The following is a 23,870-nucleotide window of genomic DNA, read 5'->3' as shown; positions in this document are numbered from 1 at the left end:
GGAGTGGAGATGTCTTCTGACGTGACCGTTGTCCTGGCCCACGGGGCATGGGCGGACGGCTCGAGCTGGAGCAGGGTGATCACGGGTCTGTGGGCCGCCGGGGTACGAGCCGCTGCCGCGTCACTGCCGCTGACCACACTCCAGGACGACGTTGCGGCGCTGGATCGCACCCTGGAGCGCGTCGGCGGACCCGTCGTGCTGGCCGCGCACGCCTACGCCGGCGGAGTGATCGGATCCACCCGTGCGGCCAACGTGAAGGCGTTGGTCTACATCGCGGCGCTCGCGCCGGACGAAGGGGAGACCGTTGCCGACGTGTTCTACCGGACCACCCCCCACCCGGACGCGCCCACTCTGGAACCCGACGCACACGGCCTGCTCTGGCTGCCCGCTGAGGCCTTTCCCGCGGCCTTCGCCCAGAACGCGTCCGCAGAGGACCGGGCCCTGCTGGAGGCCGTCCAGCGGCCGATCTCGCCCGAGTGCATCACCGCCGCGGTCGGACGCCCGCTCTGGAAGGACCGCCCGAGCTGGTACCTGCTCGCCGAGGACGACCGCATGATCCCGGCCGAGACACAGCGCTTCATGGCCGAGCGGATGGGTGCGACGGTGCGCAAGCACGGCGGCGATCACATGCCCCTCGTGACCGCCCCGTCCGTCGTCACGGATCTGCTCCTCGAGGCGGTCGACACCGCCGCTCGGGGTCTGTCGCAGAACTGACGGCCGCAGCCTCAGCCGTCGAGGTCGAGCTCCAGGCGAACCGGCTCCCCCGCCGCCATCGGTACCGGCTCGCCACGGCTGATCGGCCCGCGAGCCCGCGAGCACCGCAGCGACACCGTCACGTCCACGTCGGAGCTCAGAACGATGCATCCCGTCGATCGGTCCAGGTCCCACGCCAGCTCGTCGACGGTGACGCGGTTCCGGCAGCGGACCCCCCTGATCCGCCCCCGCGCCCATCGCGGAGGCAGCGCGGGGAACAGCTCCACCACCCCCGGGCGGGAGTCGACCAGCGCCTCGACGAGCACTGCCGGGATCGCGTGCGCGGCGTCGGCGTTGTAGGTCTGCAACCCGGGGTTGTGCGAGGTCATCAAGGACCGGAACACCATGTCGTTGCCGAGGATCTTGGCCAGGTTCGCCTCGACGAGGTCGGGGGCCTTCAGCCGGGCCGCGCACAGGGCCCGGTGCAGGCTCCCGTGTGCCGAGAGGTTCTCGTCGCCGCGGCGCACGAGCGCGCGGTGCGCTGCCGCCGCCAGCTCGGGCGTGGTGTCCGGGGTGATCTCGTGCAGCGGCCAGACCGGGTACAGGTGGCTGACGTGCCGGTGGTCGTCCGGGGTGGTCAGCCCCGGCCAGGCCCACTCGGCGAGCGCGCCGTGCTCGTCCACCACGTACTCCGGCAGCCGCTTCAGGAGGGTCTGCCAGCGTGCTGCGGCCGCCTCCTCGATGCCGAGCCGGGCGCACGCCTCGACGGCAGCGGACAGCGCGTGCCGGGCAGCCGCGATGTCCATCGTGGCGTTCACCGCGGCCGCCCCGGCGCGGCCGGCCGGGCCCACCTCCGGCGAGTACGACGGGACGAGCACCAGCGAGCCGTGCTCGTCCTCGCGGGCCAGGAAGTCCTCGAAGAACAGGGCCGCTTCGACCAGCCACGGCGCCAGCGGCCCGGCCAGGAACTCGTCGTCGCCGGTGACCTGCCAGTGCTCCAGCAAGGGGAACAGCAGCCAGTCGGCGCCTGCGACCCACATCGCCCACGGCCACTGCGCGTCGAGGTGGAACAGCCGCCCGTGCTCGCCGTCGGTGCGGCTCGGGGCGAGCACGCCGCGCGCTCCGAACACCACGCGCGCGTTCTCCCGCCAGTCGGCGATCTGGTCGGCGATCAGCGCGCGCAGGCTCGCCACCACCTCGGGCAGCGCGGTCGTGCTGGCCGCGGCCAGCTGCAGGTTCAGGTTGGCGTCGGTCGTGAAGTCCCCCGACCAGGCCGCGTCCCACTCCCCCAGCCACAGTCCGGTCAGCCGCGGCGGCAGCACGCCGCTGGAGCTGATCAGCGTGTAGCGCCCGGCATGGAACATGACCTCGAGCAGTGCCGGGCTCACACCCGGATCCCGGGCCTGCGCCGCGAGCAGCTCCCCCACCGGCTGCGCTCGCTCCGTCGGCGAGACGCCGAGGTCCAGCTCCACGCGGTCGTACATCGCGGTGTGCAGAGCGGTGTGCCGGCTCAGCAGCTGCTCGTACTCGGCCGGGAGCACGTGCAACCGTTCCCGCAGGAGCCGCTCGTCCGGTGGCCCGTCCGCCCGGTCCAGCACCGTCACCAGCAGGAGCCGGGATGCTCCGCGCACGACAGCGCGGTCGCCGTCCCGGCCGACCGGCCCATCGACCGTGACGAGCCGGGTGACACCGGTGAACCCGTACGCCCCGGGACCGGCCGGGTAGGTGCCCCGGAGCGTGATCAGGACCTCTTGTGCGTCTCCGACCTCGACCACGCAGGAGTACCCGACACCGGCGGGCCGCCCCGGTAGATCCCCCGAGAGCCGCACCGCCAGATCGAGCGCGGGCCCGGCGAGCTCGTACACCAGCACCCGGTCCGCGCGGGAGACGAAGGCCCGGCTCCGCCACGCGCCGGCGATGTCGGTCCAGGCTGCGCTCACCTCGCCCGTTCGGAAGTCGGTCTCCCTCCGATAGTCGCGCACCGGAGCCGGGTTCGCCCGGTCCAGCTCGACCACGAAGCCGGGGTGGAACGGTTGGGTCCAGGCCAGCCGCCTGCCGTCGGAGAAGGCTCGCTGCGCAGCCTTCGCATCGCCGGCGAGTACGAGGTCGCGCACCTCGTCGAGCCGGTCGGCGACCGCAGGCGGCGCCATCCCGCGCGATCCGTTCGGCAGCACGAAACGGTGGTGGTTGACGATCAGCCGCTCGGCGGCGGGGTCGCCGAGTGCAATCAGGCCGCACTCCCCGTTCCCGGAGAGGAACCCGTCCTCCCACCGCGCCGCGGGGGCCGTGTCGTGGATGCCGTGGCGCGGCCCTTCGCGGCGCGTGCTCACCCCTTGAAGGCCCCGTCCAGGATGCCGTTGACCATCTTGCGCCCGACGAACACGAACAGCACCAGCAGCGGGAGCGTGGCCAGGAACGAGCCGGCCATGGCCAGGCCGAGGTCGATGTCGAAGCTGTTCTGCAGCGCCTTGATGGCGATCTGGGCGGTGAACCGCTCCGGCGACTTCAGCACGATGAACGGCCAGAGGAAGTCGTTCCAGGCCTCCACGAAGCCGAACAGGCCGAGCACGAACGCCGCAGGCCGGACGATCGGGAAGGCGATGCGCCAGAAGATCTGCCAGGTGCTCGCCCCGTCGATGCGCGCGGCCTGGATCAGCTCGTCGTTGAGGGTCGTCACGATGTGCTGGCGCATCCAGAAGATGCCGAACGCGCTGGCCAACCCCGGCACGGCCACCGCCTGCAGCGTGTCGACCCACCCCAACCAGGAGACGATCATGTACTTCGGGATGACGGCGAGCTGCGTCGGCACCGTCATCGTGAGCACGACGACGAGGAACAGCGCGTCCCTGCCGCGGAAGCGCAGCTTCGCGAACGCGAAGCCGCCCAGCGCGCAGAGCACCGCCTGCCCGACGCCGATCGTGGTGGCGATGACCAGGCTGTTGATGATCGACTGCAGGAACGGGACCGTGTCGAAGACGAGGCCGGCCAGCCGGAAGAAGTTCTCGCCGGGCAGGATCTCCGGCGGCATCTGCGTGGCGGTGGCCGAGTCGGTCGACGCGACGATGAACATCCAGTACAGCGGGAACACCGAACCGAACGCGGCGACGCCCAGCAGCAGGTAGGTCCACCACCGGACGCGTCCCATGCGGCCGCCCGACCGGCTGCTCCTGGCCGCGGGCGGCGCGCCGGTCAGCGTGGCGCCGATCGTGGTCGCGGCTGTCGTGTCGCTCATCGCCGCCCTCGCAGGCGCTCGGGCGACCGCTTCGCGGACGCACTGTGCCCATGACTCGCTCGCTGCCGCTCGCTCATCGTCCCTCTCCTCGGATCCGGCTGGAGAGCAGGTAGTTGACCGCGGCGATCAGGATGATCATCACGAACAGCGCGACGCCGATCGCCGACCCGTAGCCGAACTCGTACCGGCCGAAGCCCTGCTCGTAGAGGAACAGCGTGAGCGTCTGACACTGCCGCACCGCGCCGCAGGTGAGGTTGGTCGTGCGGGCGACCAGCAGGGGCTCGGTGAAGATCTGCAGCCCGCCGATCGTCGAGGTGACGATCGTGAAGATGATGATCGGCCGCAGCGCCGGGACGGTGATGTGGCGGAACTGCCGCCACCCGCCGGCGCCGTCGATCGCCGCCGCCTCGTAGACGTCGCGCGGCACCGCCTGCAGCGCCGCCAGGTACAGCAGGGTGTTGTAGCCGCACCAGCGCCACGCGACCATCACGGCGATCATGAGGTGGCTGCCCCACACGGACTGCACGAAGTCGATCGAGGAGATCCCGACCAGTCCGAGCAGCCAGTTCAGCAGGCCGTAGTCGCGGTCGAACATCTGCGCGAAGACGATCGCGGTGGCCGCCACCGAGGTGATGAAGGGGACCAGGATCGCCATCCGGAAGAACACCGCGGCCCGCAGCCGGGCGTGGTTGAGCACGTGCGCCAGCACCAGCGCGATCGCCAGCTGCGGGATGGTCGACAGCAGCCAGATCCGGATCGTGTTGCTCGTCGCGTTCCAGAACCGCGGGTCGGCGAGCATCCGGGTGAAGTTGTCGACGCCGGTGAAGGTCTGGTCGCCGATCGGGTTCCACTCGAACAACGCGATGTAGAACGTGGCCAGGAACGGGACGAGCCCGAACACCCCGAAGATCAGGAAGAACGGCGCGATGTAGGCGTACGGCGCGATCCGCTCGCGGAACGGGAGGGCCCACCCCCCGGCGCGCTTGGGCGCGCCGGGGGACGGAGCCTGCTTGGCCGACAGGGTCGCGGTCACGGGACCCACCCACGGTGGCGGCGCATCGTGGTTACTTCCCGATCGCCGTGCGGATGTTGTTCACGGCGTCGTCCCAGGCCGTGGCGGGGTTGCCCGACCCCTGCTCGACGTTGGTGAGGGCGTTGAGGAACTCCGAGCCGATGGTGGCGGTGTCGGGCCCCATGTGGAACGGCTTGAGCCCCAGCACGGCCTGGGTGTAGATCTGCCCGGTCGGCGCGCCGGAGAAGAACGGGTCGGCCTGGCCGGTGAGCTTCGGGTCGTTGTAGACGGCGGGCGTGGTCGGCAGGGACCCGACGTCGAGGAAGTGCTCGAGCTGGCGCTGCGGCGACTGCATCTCCTTGATGTAGTTCCAGGCCGCCTCGGGGTTCTGCGCGCGGGCCGGAACCGCCAGGTAGCTGCCGCCCCAGTTGCCCGCGCCGCCGGGGATCGTCGCGACGTCCCACTTGCCGCTCGTGTCGGGCGCCGCCCGGCGGATCTGGTCCAGCATCCACGCCGGCGCGGACACGACCGCGAAGTCGCCGCGGGGCAGCGCGGCATTCCAGGCGTCGGCGCCGAAGGAGATCTTGGCCGAGATGCCGGCCTCGAGTGCCTTGAGCGTGGTGTCGAACGCCGCCTTGACCTCGGGGTTCTTGTCGTAGATCAGGTTGCCCGCGTCGTCGTAGTACTTCTGCGAGACCTGGTTGACGGCCTGGTAGAACACGCTGGTCGGCGCGTTGTCGACGAACGGCTTGCCGGTCGCGGCCACGTACTTCTTGCCGGTCTCGATGAAGGCGTCCCACGTCGGCCACAGCTTGGAGACCGACTCCCGGTCGGTGGGCAGGCCGGCCGCGGCGAACAGGTCCGTGCGGTAGACGACGGCCATGCCGCCGACATCGGTGGGGATCCCGATGATCTGTCCGTCTTCCGCCGTGGCCTGCTCCATCACCCAGTCCAGATAGTCACCCTTCATCTGGTCGGCGCCGCGCTCACGCAGGTCGAGGAAGTTCTGCGGCTGCTGCACGAACTTGGGCATGTCGTCGCCCTGGATGAGCACCAGGTCGGGAACCTTCCCGCCGGCGAGGGCCGTGGCCAGCGCCTGCGCGGTCTCCGTCGTGCTGCCGACCTCGGTCAGCTTGACCTGGATGTCGGGGTGGCTGCGTTGGTAGATGTCGACGTCGTGCTGCTGGTCGATCCCGCTGAACGACCAGAACTCGAACGACTTCGAATCCCCACCACCCCCGGATGCGGAGCCCGGGGAGCAGGCTGTGGTCGCTGCGAGTGCGGCTGCTGCGAGCAGCACGAGCAGGCTGGAGCGGAGTTTCACGGCGGTGTGTCTCCGTTCGAAAGTTTCGACACTGGATAGGGCGATGTTGCCGTCGAGACGCGCGGCGAATGTAATGGGCGACACAGTATAACGTCAAACCTACCCAGAAGAGTGACGTCGCGCTCGAAAGTTTCGGTTCTGAGACCTGTCAGTTACCGACACTCGATGCGCCTCGTCGACCGAGTAAGGATGCCGATGCCCCCGTCGACCGCCCGCGCAGTGATCGACCTCGACGTCACCGGTCCGACCATCAGCAAGCACCTGTACGGCCACTTCGCCGAGCACCTCGGCCGCTGCATCTACGGCGGGTTCTGGGTGGGCGAGGACTCACCGATCCCCAACGAGGGCGGCCTGCGGCTCGACGTCGTCCAGGCCCTGCGCGCACTGGACATCCCCAACCTGCGCTGGCCGGGTGGCTGCTTCGCCGACGCCTACCACTGGCGCGACGGCGTCGGCCCGAAGCAGGACCGTCCGGTCATGGTCAACTCGCTGTGGGGCGACGTCGAGGAGAACAACCACTTCGGCACCCACGAGTTCATGGCGCTGTGCGAGCTCGTGGGCGCCGAGCCCTACGTCAACGGCAACGTCGGCTCCGGGACCGTCCAGGAGATGAGCGAGTGGGTCGAGTACCTCACCCGCGACGGCGACTCGCCGATGGTCCGGCTGCGCAAGGCCAACGGCCGGGACGAGCCGTGGAAGGTCCCGTTCTGGGGGATCGGGAACGAGGCCTGGGGCTGCGGCGGGCACATGCGCGCCGACACCTACGCCGACCTCGCCAGCCGCTACGCGACCTTCCTGCACAACCACGACGGCAATGAGCTGTACCGGATCGCCGCCGGCGCCGCGGACGACGACCTCGCCTGGACCGAGGCCCTGATGAAGGCCGTGAGCTGCCTCGGCTGCACGAGCCGGCCCCGCGGCATCTTCCAAGCCGTCTCGTTCCACTACTACTCGTTCGCCGGCGACGGGATCTCCAAGGGCTCGGCCACCGAGTTCACCGATGAGCAGTACTACCGGACGATGGTCAAGGCGGCCGATATCGACCGCGTGATCGCCGGCCACAGCGCGGTGATGGACGCCTACGACCCGCAGCGCCGGGTCGGGCTGGTGTGCGACGAGTGGGGCACCTGGTGGGAGGCCGAGCCCGGCACCAACCCGCGCTTCCTGTACCAGCAGAACACCCTGCGCGACGCGCTGGTCGCGAGCCTGCACTTCGACATCTTCCACAGGCACGCCGCCCGGCTGCGGATGGCGAACATCGCCCAGACCGTCAACGTGCTGCAGGCGATGATCCTCACCGACGACGACGGCGGCCTCGTGCTCACCCCGACCTACCACGTGTTCGCGATGAACAAGGGCCACCAGGACGCGGCATCGGTACCGGTGCACCTGGTCGAGAAGCCGGCAGCGGTAACGGTCGGCGACGACGGGCTCGACCCGCTGTCGGTCTCCGCCAGCACGAAGGACGGCAAGGTACTGGTCTCGCTGAGCAACCTCGCGCTCGACACCGACACGACCGTGCGCCTCGACCTGCGCGGCCGGGCGGTGACGGCCGCCCGGGCGCGGATCCTCACGGCCGACGAGCCCCAGCGCCACAACACGACGGCGGCACCGGACGCCGTGGCACCGGCCGACCTCGCGGTCACGCTGCGCCCCGGAGCGCTGGGGGCCGCCGAGCTGGTGGCGGTGCTGGCGCCACACTCGTTCACCACGGTCGAGCTGGACCTGGCCTGACCGCCGGGCCGGTGACCGGCGTCAGGTACTGCGGGTGGACTCGCGCTCGACGATCCGGGGTTCCGGCATGACCACCCGGGCCGCCCCGCCCGCCGACGGCGCGTCGATCCGCTCCATCAGCAGCGCACAGATCGCGTCCGCCATCTCGTCGTTCCCGGGCTCGACCGTGGTGAGCCCGGGAACGGTGAACCTGCTGTCGTCGAGGTTGTCGAAGCCGATCACCTGGACGTCCTCCGGGACCCGGCGGCCGGTGTCGGCCAGCGCGCGCAACGCACCGATCGCCGCCGAGTCGGTGAGAGCGAAGACCGCGTCGAACGGGACACCCCGGCCGACCAGGTCCCGCACCGCGGCGTAGCCGTGGTGAACGCTGAACCCGCAGGAGACGATCAGCTCGTCGCGGACCGCCGTGCCGGTGGCCGCGTGGGCGTTCCGGTATCCGCGGGTCCGCAGGCCCGGCATGGTCTCGTCCTGCTCACCGGCGCCGGCGAGCAACACGATCCGCTGCGAGCCGGTGCGGATGAGAAGCTCGGTCGCCATCCGGGCGCCTCCGACGTTGTCCATGAGGACGTGGTCGAACCGTGCCGGCACCGCCTTCTCACCGATCAGCACGACCGGCGTGTCCAGGCTGAGCCGGTCGAGGTCGGCCACCTCTCCCGCGACGACGCTGAGCACGAACCCGTCGTAGCCGCTCAACCGCGGCGCCGTGAGGGCGTCCAGCTCGGCCACCCGACTTGCGCCCGTCTTCTCCACCGCCAGCCGCATCCCGTGCGCCGCGAACCGATCCGCCAGCCGCTCGGCGAGCTGGGCGTAGTACCCGGGCGCGAAGCTCGGCACGGCCAACCCGACCGCCCCGGTCCGCCCCATCCGCAGGTTCCGGGCCGTCAGGTTGACCTGGTACCCGAGTTCTGAGATCACCGCCAGCACCCGAAGCCGCGTCGACTCGCTCACCCGCTGCACGCGCCCGTTGATCACGTTCGAGACGGTCATCGTGGACACCCCGGCGCGGCGGGCGACGTCGGTCATGGTCACCCCACTCCGCCGACGTGCGACTCCGTCCACTCTCCACCTTCTCGCCCGACCGTGCGGCAGAGATTACGCATCCACGCCGGTCGACCGTGCGCCGTCTCCTCACCGGCTCCGGGCAGGACGAGGGAGCCCGGGCAGCGGCGGGTGCCGCTCAGGCGAGGGCGCGGGTCTGTTCCACGGCCAGCGCATCCACCAGGTCGTTCATCTCGTCGCCCGAATGGCCCTTCACCCAGCGGAACGACACGTCGCCGCGCTCGTTGACGAGCGTGACCAACGGCTCCCACAGGTCCCGGCTGACGACCGGCTTGCGGGCGCTGGTGACCCAGCCCCGGTCGAGCCACCCTCGCCACCAGGCGTCGCGGAAGCAGTTCACGACGTAGGTGGAGTCGCTGACGACGACCAGTGGCCCGGGCAGCGCGCGCACCGCCTCCAGCGCGGCCCGGATCTCCATGCGCTGGTTGGTGGTGGGGTTCTCCCCGCCGCTGCCCTGCCGCCCGTCCCGGGTGGCCCACGCCCAGCCGCCCGGCCCGGGGTTGCCCGAGCACGCCCCGTCGGTCCACACCTCCAGCGCCCCCTCGGCGGCGGGCATGTCCGGCCGCTGGGTGGTGCGCTTCGGCCGGGCCGCCGTCGCCCTCGGTGCCGCGGCGGCCGCCGCGCCGCCCGCCTCCGGCGTGGCACAGGCAGCGTGTGCCCAGGCCGTGCCGGACCGGCCGATCTCCTCGCCGGGGCTGATGCGGGACGAGCAGACCTTGCAGGTGGTGGCGTACTTGGCGGTCATCGGCACGCCGGCCAGCCTAGTGAGGGGCCTCCGGGCCCGTCGCCCGTCCCGGCGGCCCGTCCGGAGGGCGGCTACGTCGGGACGGCCGGAGATGTAGCCGGCGAGCTGTCACCGGTCGACTCGTCGGCATAGACCATGAGGGTGGACCCGCCGATGGCGAGGACGATGCCGATGAGCCCGTAGACCGATGGCGTGGTCCGGTAGACGATGAGCGAGAGCACGCTCGTGAGCACGGGCGCGAGCGCGTTCGTCACCGGCGCGACGATGGTCGCCTTGCCCCGGGACAGCGCCATGACGAGGAACAGCGCGCCGACGGCGTTGAGCAGCTGGGTGCCCAGCGTCAGGGCGGGCGCCTGCCACGGAGCGTCGCTGGGGAACGCACCCATCATGATCCAGGCGACCGGGACGAGGAGCAGGCCGCTGACCGTCATCCAGGCGAACGTCGTCGCGTCGTTCACACCGGCGTTGGCGGCCTTCTTCATGTAGTAGGCCTGGACACCCCAGGCGACCATGACGATCAGGGCCAGGATCAGCCACGGGCCACCGGCGGCGTCGCCGGACCCGCTGGTGACGCTGAACAGGACGATGGACCCCAGTGCCGCGACGACGCCGATGGTCGCCAGTCCGCGGATCCGTTCGCGCAGGATGACCACCGCCATCAGCACGGTGATGGCCGGGGAGATCGAGATGAGCGGGAAGATCAGGTAGGCCGGTCCGATGGTGAGGGCCTTGAACAGCACCAGCTGGCCACCTGCGCCCGTGAGACCGACGACGAGGCCGTAACCGGCGGCAACGGGTCGCCGGTCGAACGTACGGCCGCGCATGGCGAAGTACGCCGGGATGAGCATGGTGAACGCCCAGAGGATGTACACCATCTCGTTGGGGTAGCCGTACAGCGACGTCGGGGTGCCGGAGAACGCTCCCCACACGCCCCAGAACAGCACCAACAGCCCGGCGTACGGGATCCACCGGGTACCGCCGACGCGGGTGGCTCCGCCGGTCGACGTGGATGCGCGGTCACTCATCACTGCCTCCTCCTTGGGGCAAGGTGCTTGCGTACGCGTGCAGCCCGTCGACGACCGTGGCGCTCAACGGCCGGCCGGCCAGCCGTGCCGCGTACAGCGCGGCTCCGAGCACCGGGGGCAGGAGCGGCTCGCGCAGGTCGACCGGAGAGTCGGCGAGGTGCTCGTGGAAAGCGGCGCGGACCTCGCCGGACGCGAAGACGCCACCCGACCACGACACCGGCACCACGTCGCCGGGTGCGTAGTCGAGCCGGGCGATGGTGGCCGTGACCAGATCCGCCAGCACCCGGCCGGCCTCGTGGAGGATCTCCACGCAGACCTCGTCGCCGTCGGCGGCGGCCGCGGTGACCACGCGCGCGAGGGACGCGACCTTCGCGCGGTCGCCCCGCCAGCGGTTGACGACCACATCGACCAGGTCCAGGTCGGCGGCGAGCCGCAGGTGGGAGGCCAGCCGCTCCCGCAACGGGCCGCCGGCCAGCCGCCCGTCGGACATCTTCGCGAACGCGCTCAGCCCGCGGATCGCGATCCAGTAGGCCGACCCCTCGTCGTCGAACAGCTCGCCCCACCCGCCGACGCGCAGCTTGCGCCCGCCGTGTTCGCCGTAGGTCATGGACCCGGTCCCGGCGATGACGTTGACGCCGTCCACCGCCCCCAACGACCCCGCCCAGCCGGCGACCATGTCGTTGTCGCAGCCGTACCGCCGATGGCCGAGGACCCGGGCCGGGATCGCGTCCAAGGTCTCGATGTCGCTGCTGACCTCGCCGTAGCCGGGGAGCGCGAGGAACGCGTAGGTGATCCGGTCGGTCGTGAGGACGGCTTCGTCGCAGACGGATGCGACGCCGCTGCGGATCACCTCCTCGACGAGGTCGATGCTCTGCCCGAAGTAGTAGCAGCTGGGCGCCAGTGCGGTGGCGAGGAGCTTGCCGTCGCCGTCCAGCAGCGCGAAGACGGTCTTGGTGCCCCCACCGTCGACACCGAGGAACACGTCGGGGCCGGTGGACGGTCGCGTCGAGTCACTGGTCGAGCGCATGGATGGTGACTCCGTTCACGACCCGGTTGACCTCTCGGGCCGGGAAGGGGTTGTCGGGGTCGAGACCCAGCGCCCGCGACTGCGCCAGCGCGACGTGTTGCGCGGCCAGCAGGAGCACCGGCGCGACGGTGGCGTCGGCGAGGTGGCCCAGCGCAGGGAACGACCAGGTCTCCTCCCCGGCGTCGTCACGGCAGCCGATGGAGATCACGCGCTCTTCGGGCAGCGTCGCGCGGAGCTCCCGGACGATGTCGAGGTCGTAGCGGCGCGTGTACGGGTCGTTGGACAGGTACACGACCACGACCGTCGTGTCGGTGAGCACCGACTTGGGCCCGTGCCGGAACCCCAGTGACGAGTCGAAGTAGCTCACGACGCGGCCGGCGGTCAGCTCGAGCAGCTTCAGCGCGGACTCGCGGGCCAGTCCGGTGAGCGGGCCGCTGCCGAGGTAGACGAACCGGTCCGACCGCTCCTCGGCCAGCGCGCGGGCCCGCTTCTCCAGGTCGGGCAGAACGGCTGCGGCCGCGTCCGCCAGCTGGTCGATGTCGCGGCAGCCCCCGAGGACCATCAGGGCGGCGAGCATCATGCTGGTGACGCTCGACGTCATCGCGAACCCCTGGTCGTTGGTGCCCGGCGGCATCAGCAACACCAGGCTCCGACCCGCCCGCTGCCGCTCGGGCCCGCTAAGGGTCCGGTACAGCCCGCCCTCCGGGTTGCAGGTCAGGACCAGATGCCGGCAGTCGGTCAGCACCGTGTCGGCGAGCCCGACCGCGGCGAGGGACTCGGGGCTGTCCCCGGAGCGGGCGAACGAGACGAGCAGCGTGGGTACGTCCGCGGCGAAATGGTCATGCGGGTTGCTCACGATGTCGGTCGTGGCGACCGCGTCCACCCGGCGGTGGAGGGTCCGGGCCAGCCCGGGCGCGAGGATCTGGCCCGCGAACGCCGACGTGCCGGCACCGGTGAGCACGATCCGGAGGTCGTCGCGGGCCAGTAGCGGCCCGAGGAAGTCCTCGATCTCCTGCCGGCGGCCGCCGAGGGAACCGGCCAGCTCGCGCCAGGCGGCCGGCTGCTGCGCGATCTCCCGTGCGGTCCACAGATCTGCGGCGTCGGCGGCGGGGTCCGTGCCGGTCATGCGGAGGCTTCCTCCTCACCGCAGGCGTACGCGTAGTCGCGCAGCACGTCGCGGACGTGGTCGATGACGAGCGCACGGGCCTGGGCGGGGAGCTCGCCGAGACGCACGCGCCGGTACTGCTCGGGCAGGTACTGGCTGAGCATGGGCATCGGGATGCCGGTCATGTCGAGGTTGCGGAACAGCCGCTCCACTGCCAGGGCCACCGCCGGGTCGGGCCAGTAGTAGCGGGACCGGTCGCTGTAGCTGTAGCGGCGAGCCAGCCGCTGCTGGTCGGGATCGCCCTCGTAGTAGCCGGTCCACCACGTCGGGTCGGTCAGCATCGCGGCCTCGAGGGCGGTCCCGAGGTCCGACCGGTCGGCCTCGGCGACCAGCTCGTCCTCGATCGCCGCCAGCCCGAACAGCGCCTCCCGCAGCGCGAACGTCAGTCCCGGCCCCACCTTGAGCACCGCCCAGCTGTCGCGCACCAGGTCGGCCAGCGCGGTCCGGGTCTGGTAGTCGGTGGAGTGCGCCTCGAACACGAGACCCGGGAACTCGGCGATGGCACTGCTGAGCTGCCGAGCCGCGGCGCGCTCGTAGTCGACGACCCGGACGTGGTCGAACTCGACGCCCGGCTGGACCACGAGCGCGATCACCTGCTCCCACGCCGTCGCGGCGCCGGCCTCGGTGAACGCCGCCTGGTGCTCGGCCACGGTCGCGCGTGCGGACTCGGGGGTGGTGGGGGCGAGCGCGTCGATGGTCTCCTGCGCGCCGCCGGGGACGGGTACCTCGGTGCCGATCACGTAGACGAGGTCTACCGGGTTCTCTCGCTCGCCGACGGCCTTCTCGGCGACGCGAGCCAGCCGGGCGGCCCGCTCCGCCACGAGTACGCCGGGCAGTGGGACCGGGTCGCCTGCGCACGCCATGCTGCAGTCCAGGTGGATCTTGACGTATCCCGCACGGACGTAGGCGGCGACGAGGGCCTCCGCGCGTTCCATCGCCTCGTCCGGTCCCAGGTCACGCCACCGGTTCGGGCCCAGATGGTCGCCGCCGAGCACGACCCGGTCCAGCGGCAGGGCCACCCGCTCGGCGGTCCGGTGTACCAGCGCGGCGAAGTCGGCGGGTCGCATGCCGGTGTAGCCGCCGTACTGGTCCACCTGGTTGGACGTGGCCTCGACCAGCAGCAGACCGCCGTCGTCCACGGCCTGCAGAGCGGCCGCCTCGATCACCAGCGGGTGTGCCGAGCAGACGGACGTCACCCCGACCGGCTCGCCGGCCCGGTTCCGGATCAGCCGGTCACGGAGCACCTGCGCGGGCTGAGAAGAGCCTGGAGTGGGCGGTTCGAACATGCCGGGAGACGCTATGTATGCGCATATCGGTCTGCAATGAAACCTATACTGGTATCGTACTGGTATGCCTAGCGTGTCCCGCGGTCTCCGCCCGCTGGAGCTCCCCCGCGGTGCCCTCGACCCGAACTCGGTCCCGCTCTACGAACGGGTCGCCGGGCAGCTGTGGGACGACCTGCGGGCCGGCGGTGCCCGCAGCGGCGACCGCCTTCCGTCGGAGCGGGTCCTCACCGACCGCTACCACGTCTCCCGGGTGACGTTGCGGTCCGCGCTGGCGCTGCTCGCCGAGCGTGGCGCGGTACAGGCCGCGGCCTCCCGTGGCTGGTTCGTCGCCGGTGAGATGACGACGGCGACCGCCACCGCACACGTCGAAGGGTTCGCCGACTACGCCCGCAAACACCGCATCCCGACCAGCGCCAAGGTGCTGATGTCGCGCGTCCGTCCCTGCACGGTGCAGGAAGCACAGCGGCTGCGGATCGCGCCCGGCGAGGACCTGTTCGAGATGCGGCGGCTGCGCTTCCTCAACGACATGGTCGTCGTGCTCGAGCACAACCGGCTGCCGCTCGCCCTCTGCCCGGCACTGCCCGACACCGACTTCACGCAGAAGTCGCTGTACGCGACCCTCCTGGTCGCCGACCCGCCACAGATCCCCCGTCGCGCCGAGTACGCGGTGGAGGCGCGACCCCCCAACCGGCAGGAACGTCGCGTCCTGGAGCTCGACGGGACCTCCGTCCCCGTCCTGATGGCGCGCCAGCTCACCTACAGTCAGCACGGCCACCCGCTGGAACTCACCGACCAGGCATACCGGGGCGACCGCTACCAGTTCCGCGCCTCCATCATGTAGGTCGGACGTCGCCGCACGGGTCGGCGTGATCGTCCGGTTCGGCAGCGAAGTGATCAGTTCAGGCTGAGGAAGTCACATTCCGACCCGATCCGACGGCGGTCGGAGAAGCAGGTCCACGGCGACAGCGCGAGGAGAAGGTGTTCTCTCCGCCGCGCAGCCGCAGGCGAGATCTCGAACGTGCTCACCTTGAACACGGTGTCACCGCCACTGTCCATTGCTTCACGGGACGTCCCCCTGTATCGGACCGCGAGCTGTTTGCTTTCCCCTCCCATCGACAATGCTGCCCTGAGCCGTTGGACGACGATGTCCAGATACACTTGCTCACTCATCGGCCGATCGCGAGGCATGTGCACGTGCACAGTCAGCAGCTGTGATTCCGCAGGACCGGTCCATGTGTCATTTCTGGTCCACTTCAGGGCAACGAAGCAGGTCGGAGCAGCCGTCTTCCCTTGAGTAGCACCGTCGACACGGTCTGCGTAATTCATGAGAAGCTCTCTCAGCATGGCGTCCCGGAAGATGAGATTGAACACGGTCAAACGAACGTCCATGCTGATCATCCCGTCAATCGAATCCGCGCTGCGTCATCTGGGCCCGACCACGCCGGCGGACAGCTTCCAGCTCCCGCCGTCGTACGACAGAAGTTCGGACAAGAGCTGCTCGCAAGTGTGGGCCGGTCGAGCTGTGAACACGCTGAAAACGCAATCCCGCCCGGCCGGTGGCGCGCGATGTGGCGCGGTCGGGGAATCGCGCGTGCGCCGCAAGGGCCTGACCGTGAGCAGTGCTTCACCGGGCCGGATCGGCGCGGTGCATCAGCAGGACGAGCAGGTGCCGAGGACCTCGACGGTGTGGGTGAGGTCGGTGAGCCGGCCTGCCCCGCGGCTCCGAGGTGTAGCCGTCAGACCAGCTGACCGCACCGCAGCCGGGCGCCGGCTACGCGGGTGTCTGCACGGACGGTTCCCCCGGTTGCCGGCCGGTCCTCTCCTGTTCCTTCTCGCGACGGATGATCAGCCCCAGCAGCGGTACCAGCGCGAGGCCGACCAGGGACGCGACCGCAATCGTGTAGTACGGCGCCATCAGGCTGTCGGTGGCGCTCTCGATGAGGCCGTAGACGAAGGGGCCGACGAACCCGCCGACGATTCCGATCATGTTGATGAAGGCGAGGCCGGCCGCCGCCATCAGGCCCGACATGCGTGACATGGCGACCACCCAGAACAGCGGCAGGGTGCCCAGTGCGAAGAAGTTGGCGACGTAGATCAGGGTGATGCTCAACCCCACGCTCGTGGAGAGGATGAAGCTCACCAGGATGAGCAGTCCGGCGCCGGCGCACACGCCGATGAGGGTGATCTCGCGGCCGACACGTCGTTGGAGCCACGGGAAGAACAGCACTCCCGCGAGTCCGGTGAGGCCACCGCCACCGGCCACGACCCCGATGAGGAAAGGGCTCTGGATGCCGAGCGACTGCACCAGCGCCGGGAAGTTGAACCCGATGCCCGAGCTGATCGCCTGGTTGATGAAGTAGATCGCGGCCAGCAGGACCACGACCGGCCGACCGAACGCGTAGCGCAGGTTCCCGCGCAGATGGGTCCGGGGCTGTTCCTCGTGTCCCACCGCCCGTTCCGTGAGTACGGCGGCCTCGTCCTTCGTGAGCCATTTCGCGTCCGCGGGCCGCCCGGGCAGGAGGAACCAGACCAGCACACCGACGAGCATCGTGACGATCCCCTCGACGAGGAACATCCACTGCCATCCGTGCAGGCCACCGACCCCTTCGAGCTCCATCAGCGCCCCGCCCATCGGGGATCCGAGGAAGATCCCGAGGCAGGGCGCGGTGTAGATCAGGCCCACCACCATGCCGCGGTGCTTCTGCGAGAACCACAGCGTGACCATGTACATCATGGCCGGGAACAGGCCCGCCTCGGCGGCGCCGAGCAGCACGCGCAGGACGTAGAACGACAGCTCGTTCTGCACGAACATCATCGCGGCGGAGACCGCACCCCACGTCACGGCGATGCGGGTGATCCACAGCCGTGCTCCGATCCGGTAGAGGACGAGGTTGCTCGGCACCTCGAGCAGGGCGTAGCTCACGAAGAACAGGCCCGCGCCCAGCCCGTACGCGGCCGCGCTGAGCCCGATGTCGGCCTCCAGGGCCGTCTTCGCGAGGGCGACGTTCGTCCGGTCGACGTAGGACATGAAGTACGCGATGGCGAGCACCGGCAGCAGCCGCGCCATGGCCTTCTTCGTCGCGAGTTCGTGCAGCAGGTCTGTCGCGCTCGTCATCGGGTGGCTCCGGCTTCGACGTCGATGTGGATCCGGGGGCGCACTGCCAAGGTGCTGCCGGTGCAGCCGTCGCGCAATTGGGCCAACCACCAGCAATACTACCGAGTATCACGGTAAAGTCGTCGTCACGGAGTGTCAACCGCTGCAAGCGAGGCACGCGGGGATGCCCGGGTGCGAGCGAGGAGGAGCCGGTGGGCACGAGCCCCGAGGTCGAGGCCAGCGCACGGAGCAGGATCCTCGACGCCGCGGCGGAGGCGTTCATGCGCAGCGGGTTCGCCACCACCACGATCGACGACATCGCGCACGAGGTGGGGGCCACGAAGGGCCTTGTCTACTACCACTTCCGGTCGAAGTTCGACATCTTCCTCGCCGTGTACGGGGAGGGCATGCGCCGTGTCCGGGAACGCGTCGAGCCGCACGCCGAGGGCCCCGGCGCCGGTCGCGACCGGCTCGTCGCCATGTCGGTCGCCCACCTGCTCAACCTGATGGAGGACCTCGCCTACCACCACGTCGTCCACCAGGCGGTGCGCGGCGAGGCGATGACCGCGCTCAAGCCCCGTCAGCGCGACGCCCTGCTGGACCTGAACCGGCTCCGCAACGACTACGAGCAGATGTTCCGCCGCGTCGTGACCGAGGGGATCGACGACGGCTCGTTGCGCGGGGTGGACCCCACCCTCGCCACCAGGACCCTGCTGAGCAACCTCAACGCCGTCGACATGTGGTTCCGCCGGATCGACGGCCAGACCGGCGACGAACTGCACGACCTGGCCGGTCGGATCGTCGACCTGCTCGTCGTCGGCCTCGCCGGCTGACCGTCGGATCGGTCGGGAGCGTCAGTGACCCCCCGGGTTCTCGGTGGGGGCGGGTTCAGACGCCCGCGCGAGTGAACGTCACATGCGTGACTCCACTGGGCGAAGGGGTGGCTTCGACCTCGTAGTGCTTCTCGAGGCCTTCCAGCCCGTCCCACAGGCGCACGCCGCGGCCGAGCAGGATCGGGACCACCGCCGTGTGCAGGTGGTCGACGAGCCCGGCGGCAAGGAAGTCGCGAACCACGGTGGGACCTCCGCCGATGCGTACGTCCTTGCCGCCCGCAGCCTCGCGGGCAGTCTCGAGCGCTTCGGCGGGCGAAGCGTCGATGAAATGGAAGGTCGTGCCGCCTTCCATCTCGATCGATGGGCGCGGGTGATGGGTGAGGACGAAGACCGGTGTGTGGAACGGCGGGTTGGGGCCCCACGCACCCTTCCACTCCGGGTCCTCGTGCCATCCGGGGTGGCCCCACTTCCCGGCACCCATGATCTCGGCGCCGATCCCCGGATCGTGCTGCCGGACGAAGGCGTCGTCCACGCCGCCGCTACCGCCGGGCTGCCACCACCGGGTGGCGAACATCCACTCGTGCAGCCGGTCCCCGGCGTGACCGAAATGCGCCTCGGCGCTCTGACCCTCACCGGTGCCGAAACCGTCGAGCGAGATGGCGAAGTTATGGACGCGGGCGAGTGACATGACTGCTGTTCCTCCGGTGGACGGGGATGCCGGTTCCTCGTGCGGTCCCGATCGGGCTCACGCGGTGGAAGCGTGCGTCGAATCGACCCATACGTCCAATGGCGATCCTCATGCAGTTCCATAGATAGGGTCGATGCATGCTGGACGTCACCAGACTGCGTGTCATCGACGCGCTCGCCCGGCTCGGATCGGTCACCGCGGCGGCGAAGGAGCTGCACTACACGCAGCCCACGGTCAGCCACCACCTCGCCAGGCTCGAGGCCGAGACCGGCGCGCAGCTGCTGCAACGGGCGGGCCGCGGGGTTCGGCTCACCTCCGCCGGGCAGCTGCTGGCCTCCCGGGCGTCCGAGATCCTCGGGCGGATCGACGCCGCCGACGCCGAACTGTCCGCGCACGTCGGACTGAGCGCCGGGCGGGTCCGCTTGGCCAGCTTCTCGTCCGTGATCGGCTCGCTCATCCCGCGGGCGGTGGCAGTGCTGACCGACAGACACCCCGGCCTGCAGATCGGCCTGACCGACACGCAGCCACCCGAGGCACTGGAACTGCTGCGCACCGGCAAGATCGACGTCGCGATCATCTTCCGCTACCACGACACGGAACCCGAACCGGAGAACGTCCGCCTGCACCACCTGCTCGACGACCCGCTGTACGTGCTGTCCACCCGCCCCGGGCAGACGCTGTCCACGCTGCGCGACGCCACCTGGATCGCCGGCTGCGCCCGGTGCCGCCGCCACCTCCTGTCGATGTGTGCCGAGGAAGGGTTCGAGCCCCGGATCGGCTACACCTCCGACGACATGGTCGTGATGCAGGCGCTCGTCGCCGCCGGCCTGGGCGTGACGACCAGCCCCGGGCTGGCCCTGCGCGCCCACCGCGCGACAGGCATCGTGGCGAGCGAGCTACCCGGATCGCTCCAACACATCTACGCGGCCACCTACGGCGAACCACCCGACCCACCCGCCACCACCGCGCTCCTGGCCGCGCTCGCCGAAGCCGCGGCATCGGTCGGCGACGCCCCGCCGGCAGGCACAGCCATGGCGGCCGGCCACCCACGGCCGCTGGGGCCCGCAGCGGCGACGGTTGCGGAGCGGACCTAGTTCTCCGCCTGCGCGTAGTCCGTCTCGAACAGGGCCCGATACCCGTTGACGAATGCCTCCACCGTCGTGGGCCGCTGCCCGTTGATGCTCGGGGCTGCGTCGGTGACCCCCGCCAGACGGCCCTCCTGCAGGTCGATGGCGGCGGCCTCGAAGTGCTGGAGCACGGCGCTCTCCCGCTTCTGGCCGATCAGCTCCAGGAACTCCGTTGCGGTGACCTGCTCGAAGGGCAGGTCCGTGCCCAGGACCCGGCTCACCTCGGCGGCGAGCTCCGTGTGGCTGTACTCCACGGAGCCGGTGAGGGTGTAGACCCGCCCACCGTGCTTCTCGGGGGAGGCGAAGATGTTGGCAGCGGTCAGGGCGATGTCACGGGCGGCGATCGGGGCGAAGCGGCTGTCTCCGTCGAAGGGCATGACGTAGCGGCCGTGGCGGATCAGCCCGGAGGTGTAGAGCAGCCACTGCATGAAGAACGTGACTCTCAGTTGGGTGGTGGGGACGCCGGACCAGTCGAAGACCTGCTCGGACAGCCAGTGGCTCTGCGTCGCCTTGCTGCGCGCCTGGGGTCGGGACTGAATCTGCGACATGTTCACGATGAGCTCGAGATCCTGCTCGCGCGCAGCCTGCGCGAACATGACCGCGGCTTCCACCAGACCTGCGCCGAGCGGGTAGTTGAAGTAGGCGCGCTGGACGCCCTGCAGGGCGGCCCGGACGTCGCGGAAGCTGAGCAGGTCGCCGAAGACGACCTCGGCGCCCTTCTCGCGCAGCCGCTGTGCCCGCTGGTCGTCGGCGCGAACCATGGCGCGGACCGTGAAGCCCGCCTCGAGCAGGTGGTCCACCATCGGCCTGCCGGTCGCACCGTTCGCAGTGGTGACCAGGATCGTGGTCATCTCGTCCTCTTCCCTCGCTACGGGTGACTGTCCGGCCTTCCGGCAGCGCGCCGCCGCCGACCGTGATCCCCGGATTGTCATTGGATTACGGTCATACTCTATCAGCGTCGCGGCTAGGGACGTCGACGTGCGCGCGACCCTCAGCTGCCCTCCGGGACCGGGGAGGGCGACGGAAGCGCCGGCCGGGGCGAACGGCCCTGTTCGTTGCCGATGAGCTCGGCGGCGCGCTCGCCGATCATCACGGAGGGGGCGTGGGTGTTGCCGCGCGGGATCGTCGGCATGATCGAGGCATCCACGACGCGCAGGCCGGTCACGCCATGGACTTGCAGCGCGGGGTCCACGACCGACATCTCATCGATGCCCGCACGGCAGGTTCCGACCGGGTGGTTGGTCGAGATGAGAGAAGCGCGCGCCGATTCCAGCAGTGAGGCGTGGTCGGTCGACGCCGGAAAGGACGCCGGGCCGATCAGCGCACGCATGATCGGGCTGTCGCACAGCTCCAGGGTCCGGCGAAGCCCCTCGACGACCACCGCGCGATCGGTGGCGCTCTCCAGGTACCGGGCGTCGATGACGGGCGCGGCCTCCGGGTCGGTGGAGGCGAGCCGGACGCTGCCACGGCTCTCCGGCGTCAGCAGCGTCACCAGGCACGAGAACCCCGGCACGCTGTTGCCCAGCAGGTCGATCAGCATCGGCGTCAGCTCGATGTCGGGTGCCTCGGCCCCGGCGCCGCAGCGCAGGAACGCCCCGGCCTGCCCGATGGATGCCAGCGGCCCGCGGCGCTCCTCGGCGTAGAGCGCCTGGTTCCGGTCGCTCAGCGCGTCCAGCCAGGTGGCCCCCCGGACCACCGGCCAGCTGATCAGCGCCGAGGGGTGATCCTGGAGGTTCGCGCCCACCCCGGGGACGTGTGCGATCACCTCGATGCCGTGCTCGCGCAGGTGGTCGGCGGGACCGATACCGGACAGCATCAACAGCTGCGGGGTGCGCAACGCGCCCGCCGCGAGGGTCACCGAGTCGGCATGGACCTCGAACGACTGCCCCAGCGCGTCGGAGTACCTGACGCCGGTCGCCCGGCGACCGTCCAGGAGCACCCGGCGCACGAACGCCCGCGTCCGGACAACCAGATTGGGGCGGTCCGCGGCCGGCCGCAGGTAGGCTCTGGCGGCGCTGTGGCGCTCGCCGTCACGGACGTTGCTGTAGAGCAGGCCCACTCCGTCGAGTCGGTCGCCGTTGAAGTCCCGGTTGAGCGGTAGGCCGTACTCCACCCCGGCCGCGATGAAGGCCAGCGACAGCGGGCTGACGTCCTCGGGCGTGGTGACCGGGATCGGGCCGCCGACCCCGTGCAGCGCAGATGCCCCCAGCTCGTGGTCCTCGCTGCGGCAGAAGGCGGGCAGGACCTCCTCCCAGCTCCAGCCCGTCATGCCACTTGCCGCCCAGCCGTCGTAGTCGAACGGGTGGCCGCGGTACCAGGCCTGGTAGTTGATGGAGCCACCCCCGCCCAGGACCCGGCCCGCGGAGATCGGAACGGTCCGCCCGCCCAGCTGCTCCTGCGCCACCGTGTCGTAGCTCCAGTCGAGCTCCCCCCGCAACAGTCCTCCGAACAGGCCGTGCGGCGGCTCGATACGGGGATCGTCGTCGGCCGGCCCCGCCTCCAGCAGGAGCACCCGGCAGCCGGGATCGGCGCTCAGCCGGGCGGCAAGCACGCTGCCGGCGGCTCCCCCGCCGACGATGATGTGGTCGAACGGACGACCGTCCTGTTCCGGCGGAACGCCGGTGGACGACGGCACGGACATGGGCACAGTCGGAGTCCTTCCGAGAAGCAGTGGGTGAAAGCCGCCGGGCAGGCGGAGAGGGTCCGCGTCGGCCTGCGGCGCCACTGACGCGACGTGCCCGACCCGTGTGCTGCAGGCCCTCAGGCGTTCGCGTAACCCGGAACCCGCTCGCGGATCTGTTGCATCTCGGCTTCGTCGGAGATGCCTTGGAAGTCGTGGCGGGGCGTGTAGGGCCGTTCGAGGGCGGCGAGCTCGTCGTCGGTGAGTTCGATCTCCAGCGACGCGACGGCGTCGTCGATCTGGGCAGTCGTGTTGGCGCCGACGAGCGGAGCGGCGACGACCGGCTTGCTGTGCAGCCAGGCCAGCGCGACCTGGGCCCGGGTGACACCACGCCCGGCCGCGATCACGCCGACGGCATCGATGATCGCGCGGTCGCTGTCGGAGGTGAGCGGGGTGTAGAGCAGGTCCGCGTACCCGCCGTCGGCCTCGGCCCGGGCGGTCGCCTTCGCAGCCTCCCACGGGCGAGCCAGCCGGCCGCGAGCGAGCGGGCTCCAGATGATCGTGCTCACTCCCTCATCGAGGCAAAGCGGGATCATCTCGCGCTCCTCCTCGCGGGCGAGCAGGTTGTAGTGGTCCTGCATCGACACGAACCGCGCCCAGCCGTGCTCCTTCTGCAGGTGCAAGGCCTTGGCGAACTCCCAGGCATGCATCGAGGACGCGCCGAGATAACGGACCTTGCCTGCCTTGACCAGATCGTGCAGGGCTTCGAGGGTCTCCTCGAGCGGCGTGGCATGGTCGTTGCGGTGAATCTGGTAGAGGTCGATGTAGTCCGTGCCGAGCCGCCGCAGGCTGTGGTCGACCTCGGCCATGATCGCCTTCCGGGACAGGCCCTTCCCGTTCGGTCCCGGCCGCATCGGGTGGCGCAGCTTGGTGGCGATCACGACGTCGTCCCGGTCCGCGAAGTCCTTGAGCGCGCGGCCCAGGATCTCCTCGCTGGAGCCGTACGAATACAGGTTGGCGGTGTCGAAGAAGTTGATGCCCGCCTCGAGGGCGTGCTTGACGAGCGGGCGGCTCGATTCCTCGTCCAGCGACCAGACCGGGTGGCCGCGGTGGGGGTCGCCGTACGTCATCGCCCCGATGGCGATCGGCGAGATGTCGAGACCAGTGTTGCCGAGCTTGATGTAGCGCACGATGCTCCTCTATCGT

General features: G+C 70.4%; 21 protein-coding genes. 5 read left to right on the top strand and 16 right to left on the bottom strand.

The window, feature by feature from the left end; translation table 11 throughout:
• Positions 1–9: 9 nt before the first annotated feature.
• Complete coding sequence (locus ACQPZA_RS14850; RefSeq protein ID WP_433281446.1) at positions 10–714, top strand: alpha/beta hydrolase; 705 nt, start codon at positions 10–12, stop codon at positions 712–714.
• Between the two features lie 11 nt (positions 715–725).
• Here ACQPZA_RS14850 and ACQPZA_RS14845 read toward each other — a convergent pair whose 3' ends face one another.
• From ACQPZA_RS14845 to ACQPZA_RS14830, 4 genes are all read right to left on the bottom strand, one after another.
• The gene (locus tag ACQPZA_RS14845) at positions 726–3,023 is read right to left on the bottom strand and encodes a glycosyl hydrolase family 95 catalytic domain-containing protein (protein WP_433281444.1); all 2,298 of its coding nucleotides are present in this window, start codon (positions 3,021–3,023) and stop codon (positions 726–728) included.
• The gene (locus tag ACQPZA_RS14840; RefSeq protein ID WP_211174529.1) at positions 3,020–3,925 is read right to left on the bottom strand and encodes a carbohydrate ABC transporter permease; all 906 of its coding nucleotides are present in this window, start codon (positions 3,923–3,925) and stop codon (positions 3,020–3,022) included. The genes ACQPZA_RS14845 and ACQPZA_RS14840 overlap by 4 nt, the downstream gene beginning before the upstream one ends.
• Before the next feature lie 73 nt (positions 3,926–3,998).
• The gene (locus ACQPZA_RS14835) at positions 3,999–4,958 is read right to left on the bottom strand and encodes a carbohydrate ABC transporter permease (protein ID WP_433281442.1); all 960 of its coding nucleotides are present in this window, start codon (positions 4,956–4,958) and stop codon (positions 3,999–4,001) included.
• Positions 4,959–4,989: 31 nt separating this feature from the next.
• Positions 4,990–6,261 carry an ABC transporter substrate-binding protein gene (locus ACQPZA_RS14830; protein WP_433281440.1) on the bottom strand — a complete coding sequence of 424 codons (1,272 nt, stop codon included), beginning with the start codon at positions 6,259–6,261 and terminating at the stop codon, positions 4,990–4,992.
• Between the two features lie 195 nt (positions 6,262–6,456).
• Here ACQPZA_RS14830 and ACQPZA_RS14825 point away from each other — a divergent pair, with 195 nt between their 5' ends.
• Positions 6,457–7,995 carry an alpha-N-arabinofuranosidase gene (locus tag ACQPZA_RS14825; RefSeq protein ID WP_433281438.1) on the top strand — a complete coding sequence of 513 codons (1,539 nt, stop codon included), beginning with the start codon at positions 6,457–6,459 and terminating at the stop codon, positions 7,993–7,995.
• Positions 7,996–8,016: 21 nt separating this feature from the next.
• On the opposite strand, the gene ACQPZA_RS14820 is transcribed toward ACQPZA_RS14825, so the two are convergent.
• From ACQPZA_RS14820 to ACQPZA_RS14795, 6 genes are all read right to left on the bottom strand, one after another.
• Positions 8,017–9,018: a LacI family DNA-binding transcriptional regulator gene (locus tag ACQPZA_RS14820; protein ID WP_433281435.1), complete on the bottom strand. Its 1,002-nt coding sequence runs from the start codon at positions 9,016–9,018 to the stop codon at positions 8,017–8,019.
• A 154-nt stretch (positions 9,019–9,172) separates the two neighbouring features.
• The gene (locus ACQPZA_RS14815) at positions 9,173–9,799 is read right to left on the bottom strand and encodes a ribonuclease H family protein (RefSeq protein WP_211174531.1); all 627 of its coding nucleotides are present in this window, start codon (positions 9,797–9,799) and stop codon (positions 9,173–9,175) included.
• A gap of 71 nt (positions 9,800–9,870) precedes the next feature.
• The gene (locus tag ACQPZA_RS14810) at positions 9,871–10,824 is read right to left on the bottom strand and encodes a DMT family transporter (RefSeq protein ID WP_433281434.1); all 954 of its coding nucleotides are present in this window, start codon (positions 10,822–10,824) and stop codon (positions 9,871–9,873) included.
• Positions 10,817–11,851 (bottom strand): N-acetylglucosamine kinase, encoded by a 1,035-nt coding sequence (locus ACQPZA_RS14805; protein ID WP_433281432.1) that lies wholly within the window; start codon positions 11,849–11,851, stop codon positions 10,817–10,819. Before ACQPZA_RS14805 ends, ACQPZA_RS14810 begins: the two co-directional genes overlap by 8 nt.
• Positions 11,835–12,977 carry an SIS domain-containing protein gene (locus ACQPZA_RS14800; RefSeq protein WP_433281430.1) on the bottom strand — a complete coding sequence of 381 codons (1,143 nt, stop codon included), beginning with the start codon at positions 12,975–12,977 and terminating at the stop codon, positions 11,835–11,837. The genes ACQPZA_RS14805 and ACQPZA_RS14800 overlap by 17 nt, the downstream gene beginning before the upstream one ends.
• The gene (locus ACQPZA_RS14795) at positions 12,974–14,302 is read right to left on the bottom strand and encodes a D-tagatose-bisphosphate aldolase, class II, non-catalytic subunit (RefSeq protein ID WP_433281428.1); all 1,329 of its coding nucleotides are present in this window, start codon (positions 14,300–14,302) and stop codon (positions 12,974–12,976) included. The genes ACQPZA_RS14800 and ACQPZA_RS14795 overlap by 4 nt, the downstream gene beginning before the upstream one ends.
• Before the next feature lie 64 nt (positions 14,303–14,366).
• On the opposite strand from ACQPZA_RS14795, the gene ACQPZA_RS14790 reads away from it, so the two are divergent.
• The gene (locus ACQPZA_RS14790) at positions 14,367–15,143 is read left to right on the top strand and encodes a GntR family transcriptional regulator (protein ID WP_433281426.1); all 777 of its coding nucleotides are present in this window, start codon (positions 14,367–14,369) and stop codon (positions 15,141–15,143) included.
• 53 nt (positions 15,144–15,196) lie between these two features.
• Here ACQPZA_RS14790 and ACQPZA_RS14785 read toward each other — a convergent pair whose 3' ends face one another.
• Together ACQPZA_RS14785 and ACQPZA_RS14780 are read right to left on the bottom strand one after the other, a co-directional pair.
• Positions 15,197–15,700 (bottom strand): hypothetical protein, encoded by a 504-nt coding sequence (locus ACQPZA_RS14785; protein WP_433281423.1) that lies wholly within the window; start codon positions 15,698–15,700, stop codon positions 15,197–15,199.
• Between the two features lie 373 nt (positions 15,701–16,073).
• Entirely contained in the window at positions 16,074–17,417 is a 1,344-nt protein-coding gene (locus ACQPZA_RS14780; RefSeq protein ID WP_433281421.1) for an MFS transporter, read from the bottom strand.
• Positions 17,418–17,608: 191 nt separating this feature from the next.
• Between ACQPZA_RS14780 and ACQPZA_RS14775 the strand changes: the two genes are divergently transcribed.
• The gene (locus tag ACQPZA_RS14775; RefSeq protein WP_433281419.1) at positions 17,609–18,229 is read left to right on the top strand and encodes a TetR family transcriptional regulator; all 621 of its coding nucleotides are present in this window, start codon (positions 17,609–17,611) and stop codon (positions 18,227–18,229) included.
• A gap of 55 nt (positions 18,230–18,284) precedes the next feature.
• On the opposite strand, the gene ACQPZA_RS14770 is transcribed toward ACQPZA_RS14775, so the two are convergent.
• On the bottom strand, positions 18,285–18,917 hold the full coding sequence (locus ACQPZA_RS14770; protein ID WP_433281417.1) for a dihydrofolate reductase family protein: 633 nt from the start codon (positions 18,915–18,917) through the stop codon (positions 18,285–18,287).
• A gap of 137 nt (positions 18,918–19,054) precedes the next feature.
• Here ACQPZA_RS14770 and ACQPZA_RS14765 point away from each other — a divergent pair, with 137 nt between their 5' ends.
• Positions 19,055–20,011: a LysR family transcriptional regulator gene (locus ACQPZA_RS14765; protein ID WP_433281414.1), complete on the top strand. Its 957-nt coding sequence runs from the start codon at positions 19,055–19,057 to the stop codon at positions 20,009–20,011.
• On the opposite strand, the gene ACQPZA_RS14760 is transcribed toward ACQPZA_RS14765, so the two are convergent.
• The 3 genes from ACQPZA_RS14760 to ACQPZA_RS14750 form a co-directional block, all read right to left on the bottom strand.
• Complete coding sequence (locus tag ACQPZA_RS14760; protein ID WP_433281411.1) at positions 20,008–20,895, bottom strand: NmrA family NAD(P)-binding protein; 888 nt, start codon at positions 20,893–20,895, stop codon at positions 20,008–20,010. The two genes, ACQPZA_RS14765 and ACQPZA_RS14760, sit on opposite strands and share 4 nt — an antisense overlap.
• 140 nt (positions 20,896–21,035) lie before the next feature.
• The gene (locus ACQPZA_RS14755) at positions 21,036–22,685 is read right to left on the bottom strand and encodes a GMC family oxidoreductase (RefSeq protein WP_433282819.1); all 1,650 of its coding nucleotides are present in this window, start codon (positions 22,683–22,685) and stop codon (positions 21,036–21,038) included.
• Between the two features lie 119 nt (positions 22,686–22,804).
• On the bottom strand, positions 22,805–23,854 hold the full coding sequence (locus ACQPZA_RS14750) for an aldo/keto reductase (protein WP_433281408.1): 1,050 nt from the start codon (positions 23,852–23,854) through the stop codon (positions 22,805–22,807).
• Positions 23,855–23,870 lie beyond the last annotated feature (16 nt).

Source organism: Pseudonocardia xinjiangensis (assembly GCF_050948425.1).
Taxonomy (GTDB): domain Bacteria; phylum Actinomycetota; class Actinomycetes; order Mycobacteriales; family Pseudonocardiaceae; genus Pseudonocardia; species Pseudonocardia xinjiangensis.
This window is presented reverse-complemented; position numbering and strand designations above follow the sequence as displayed.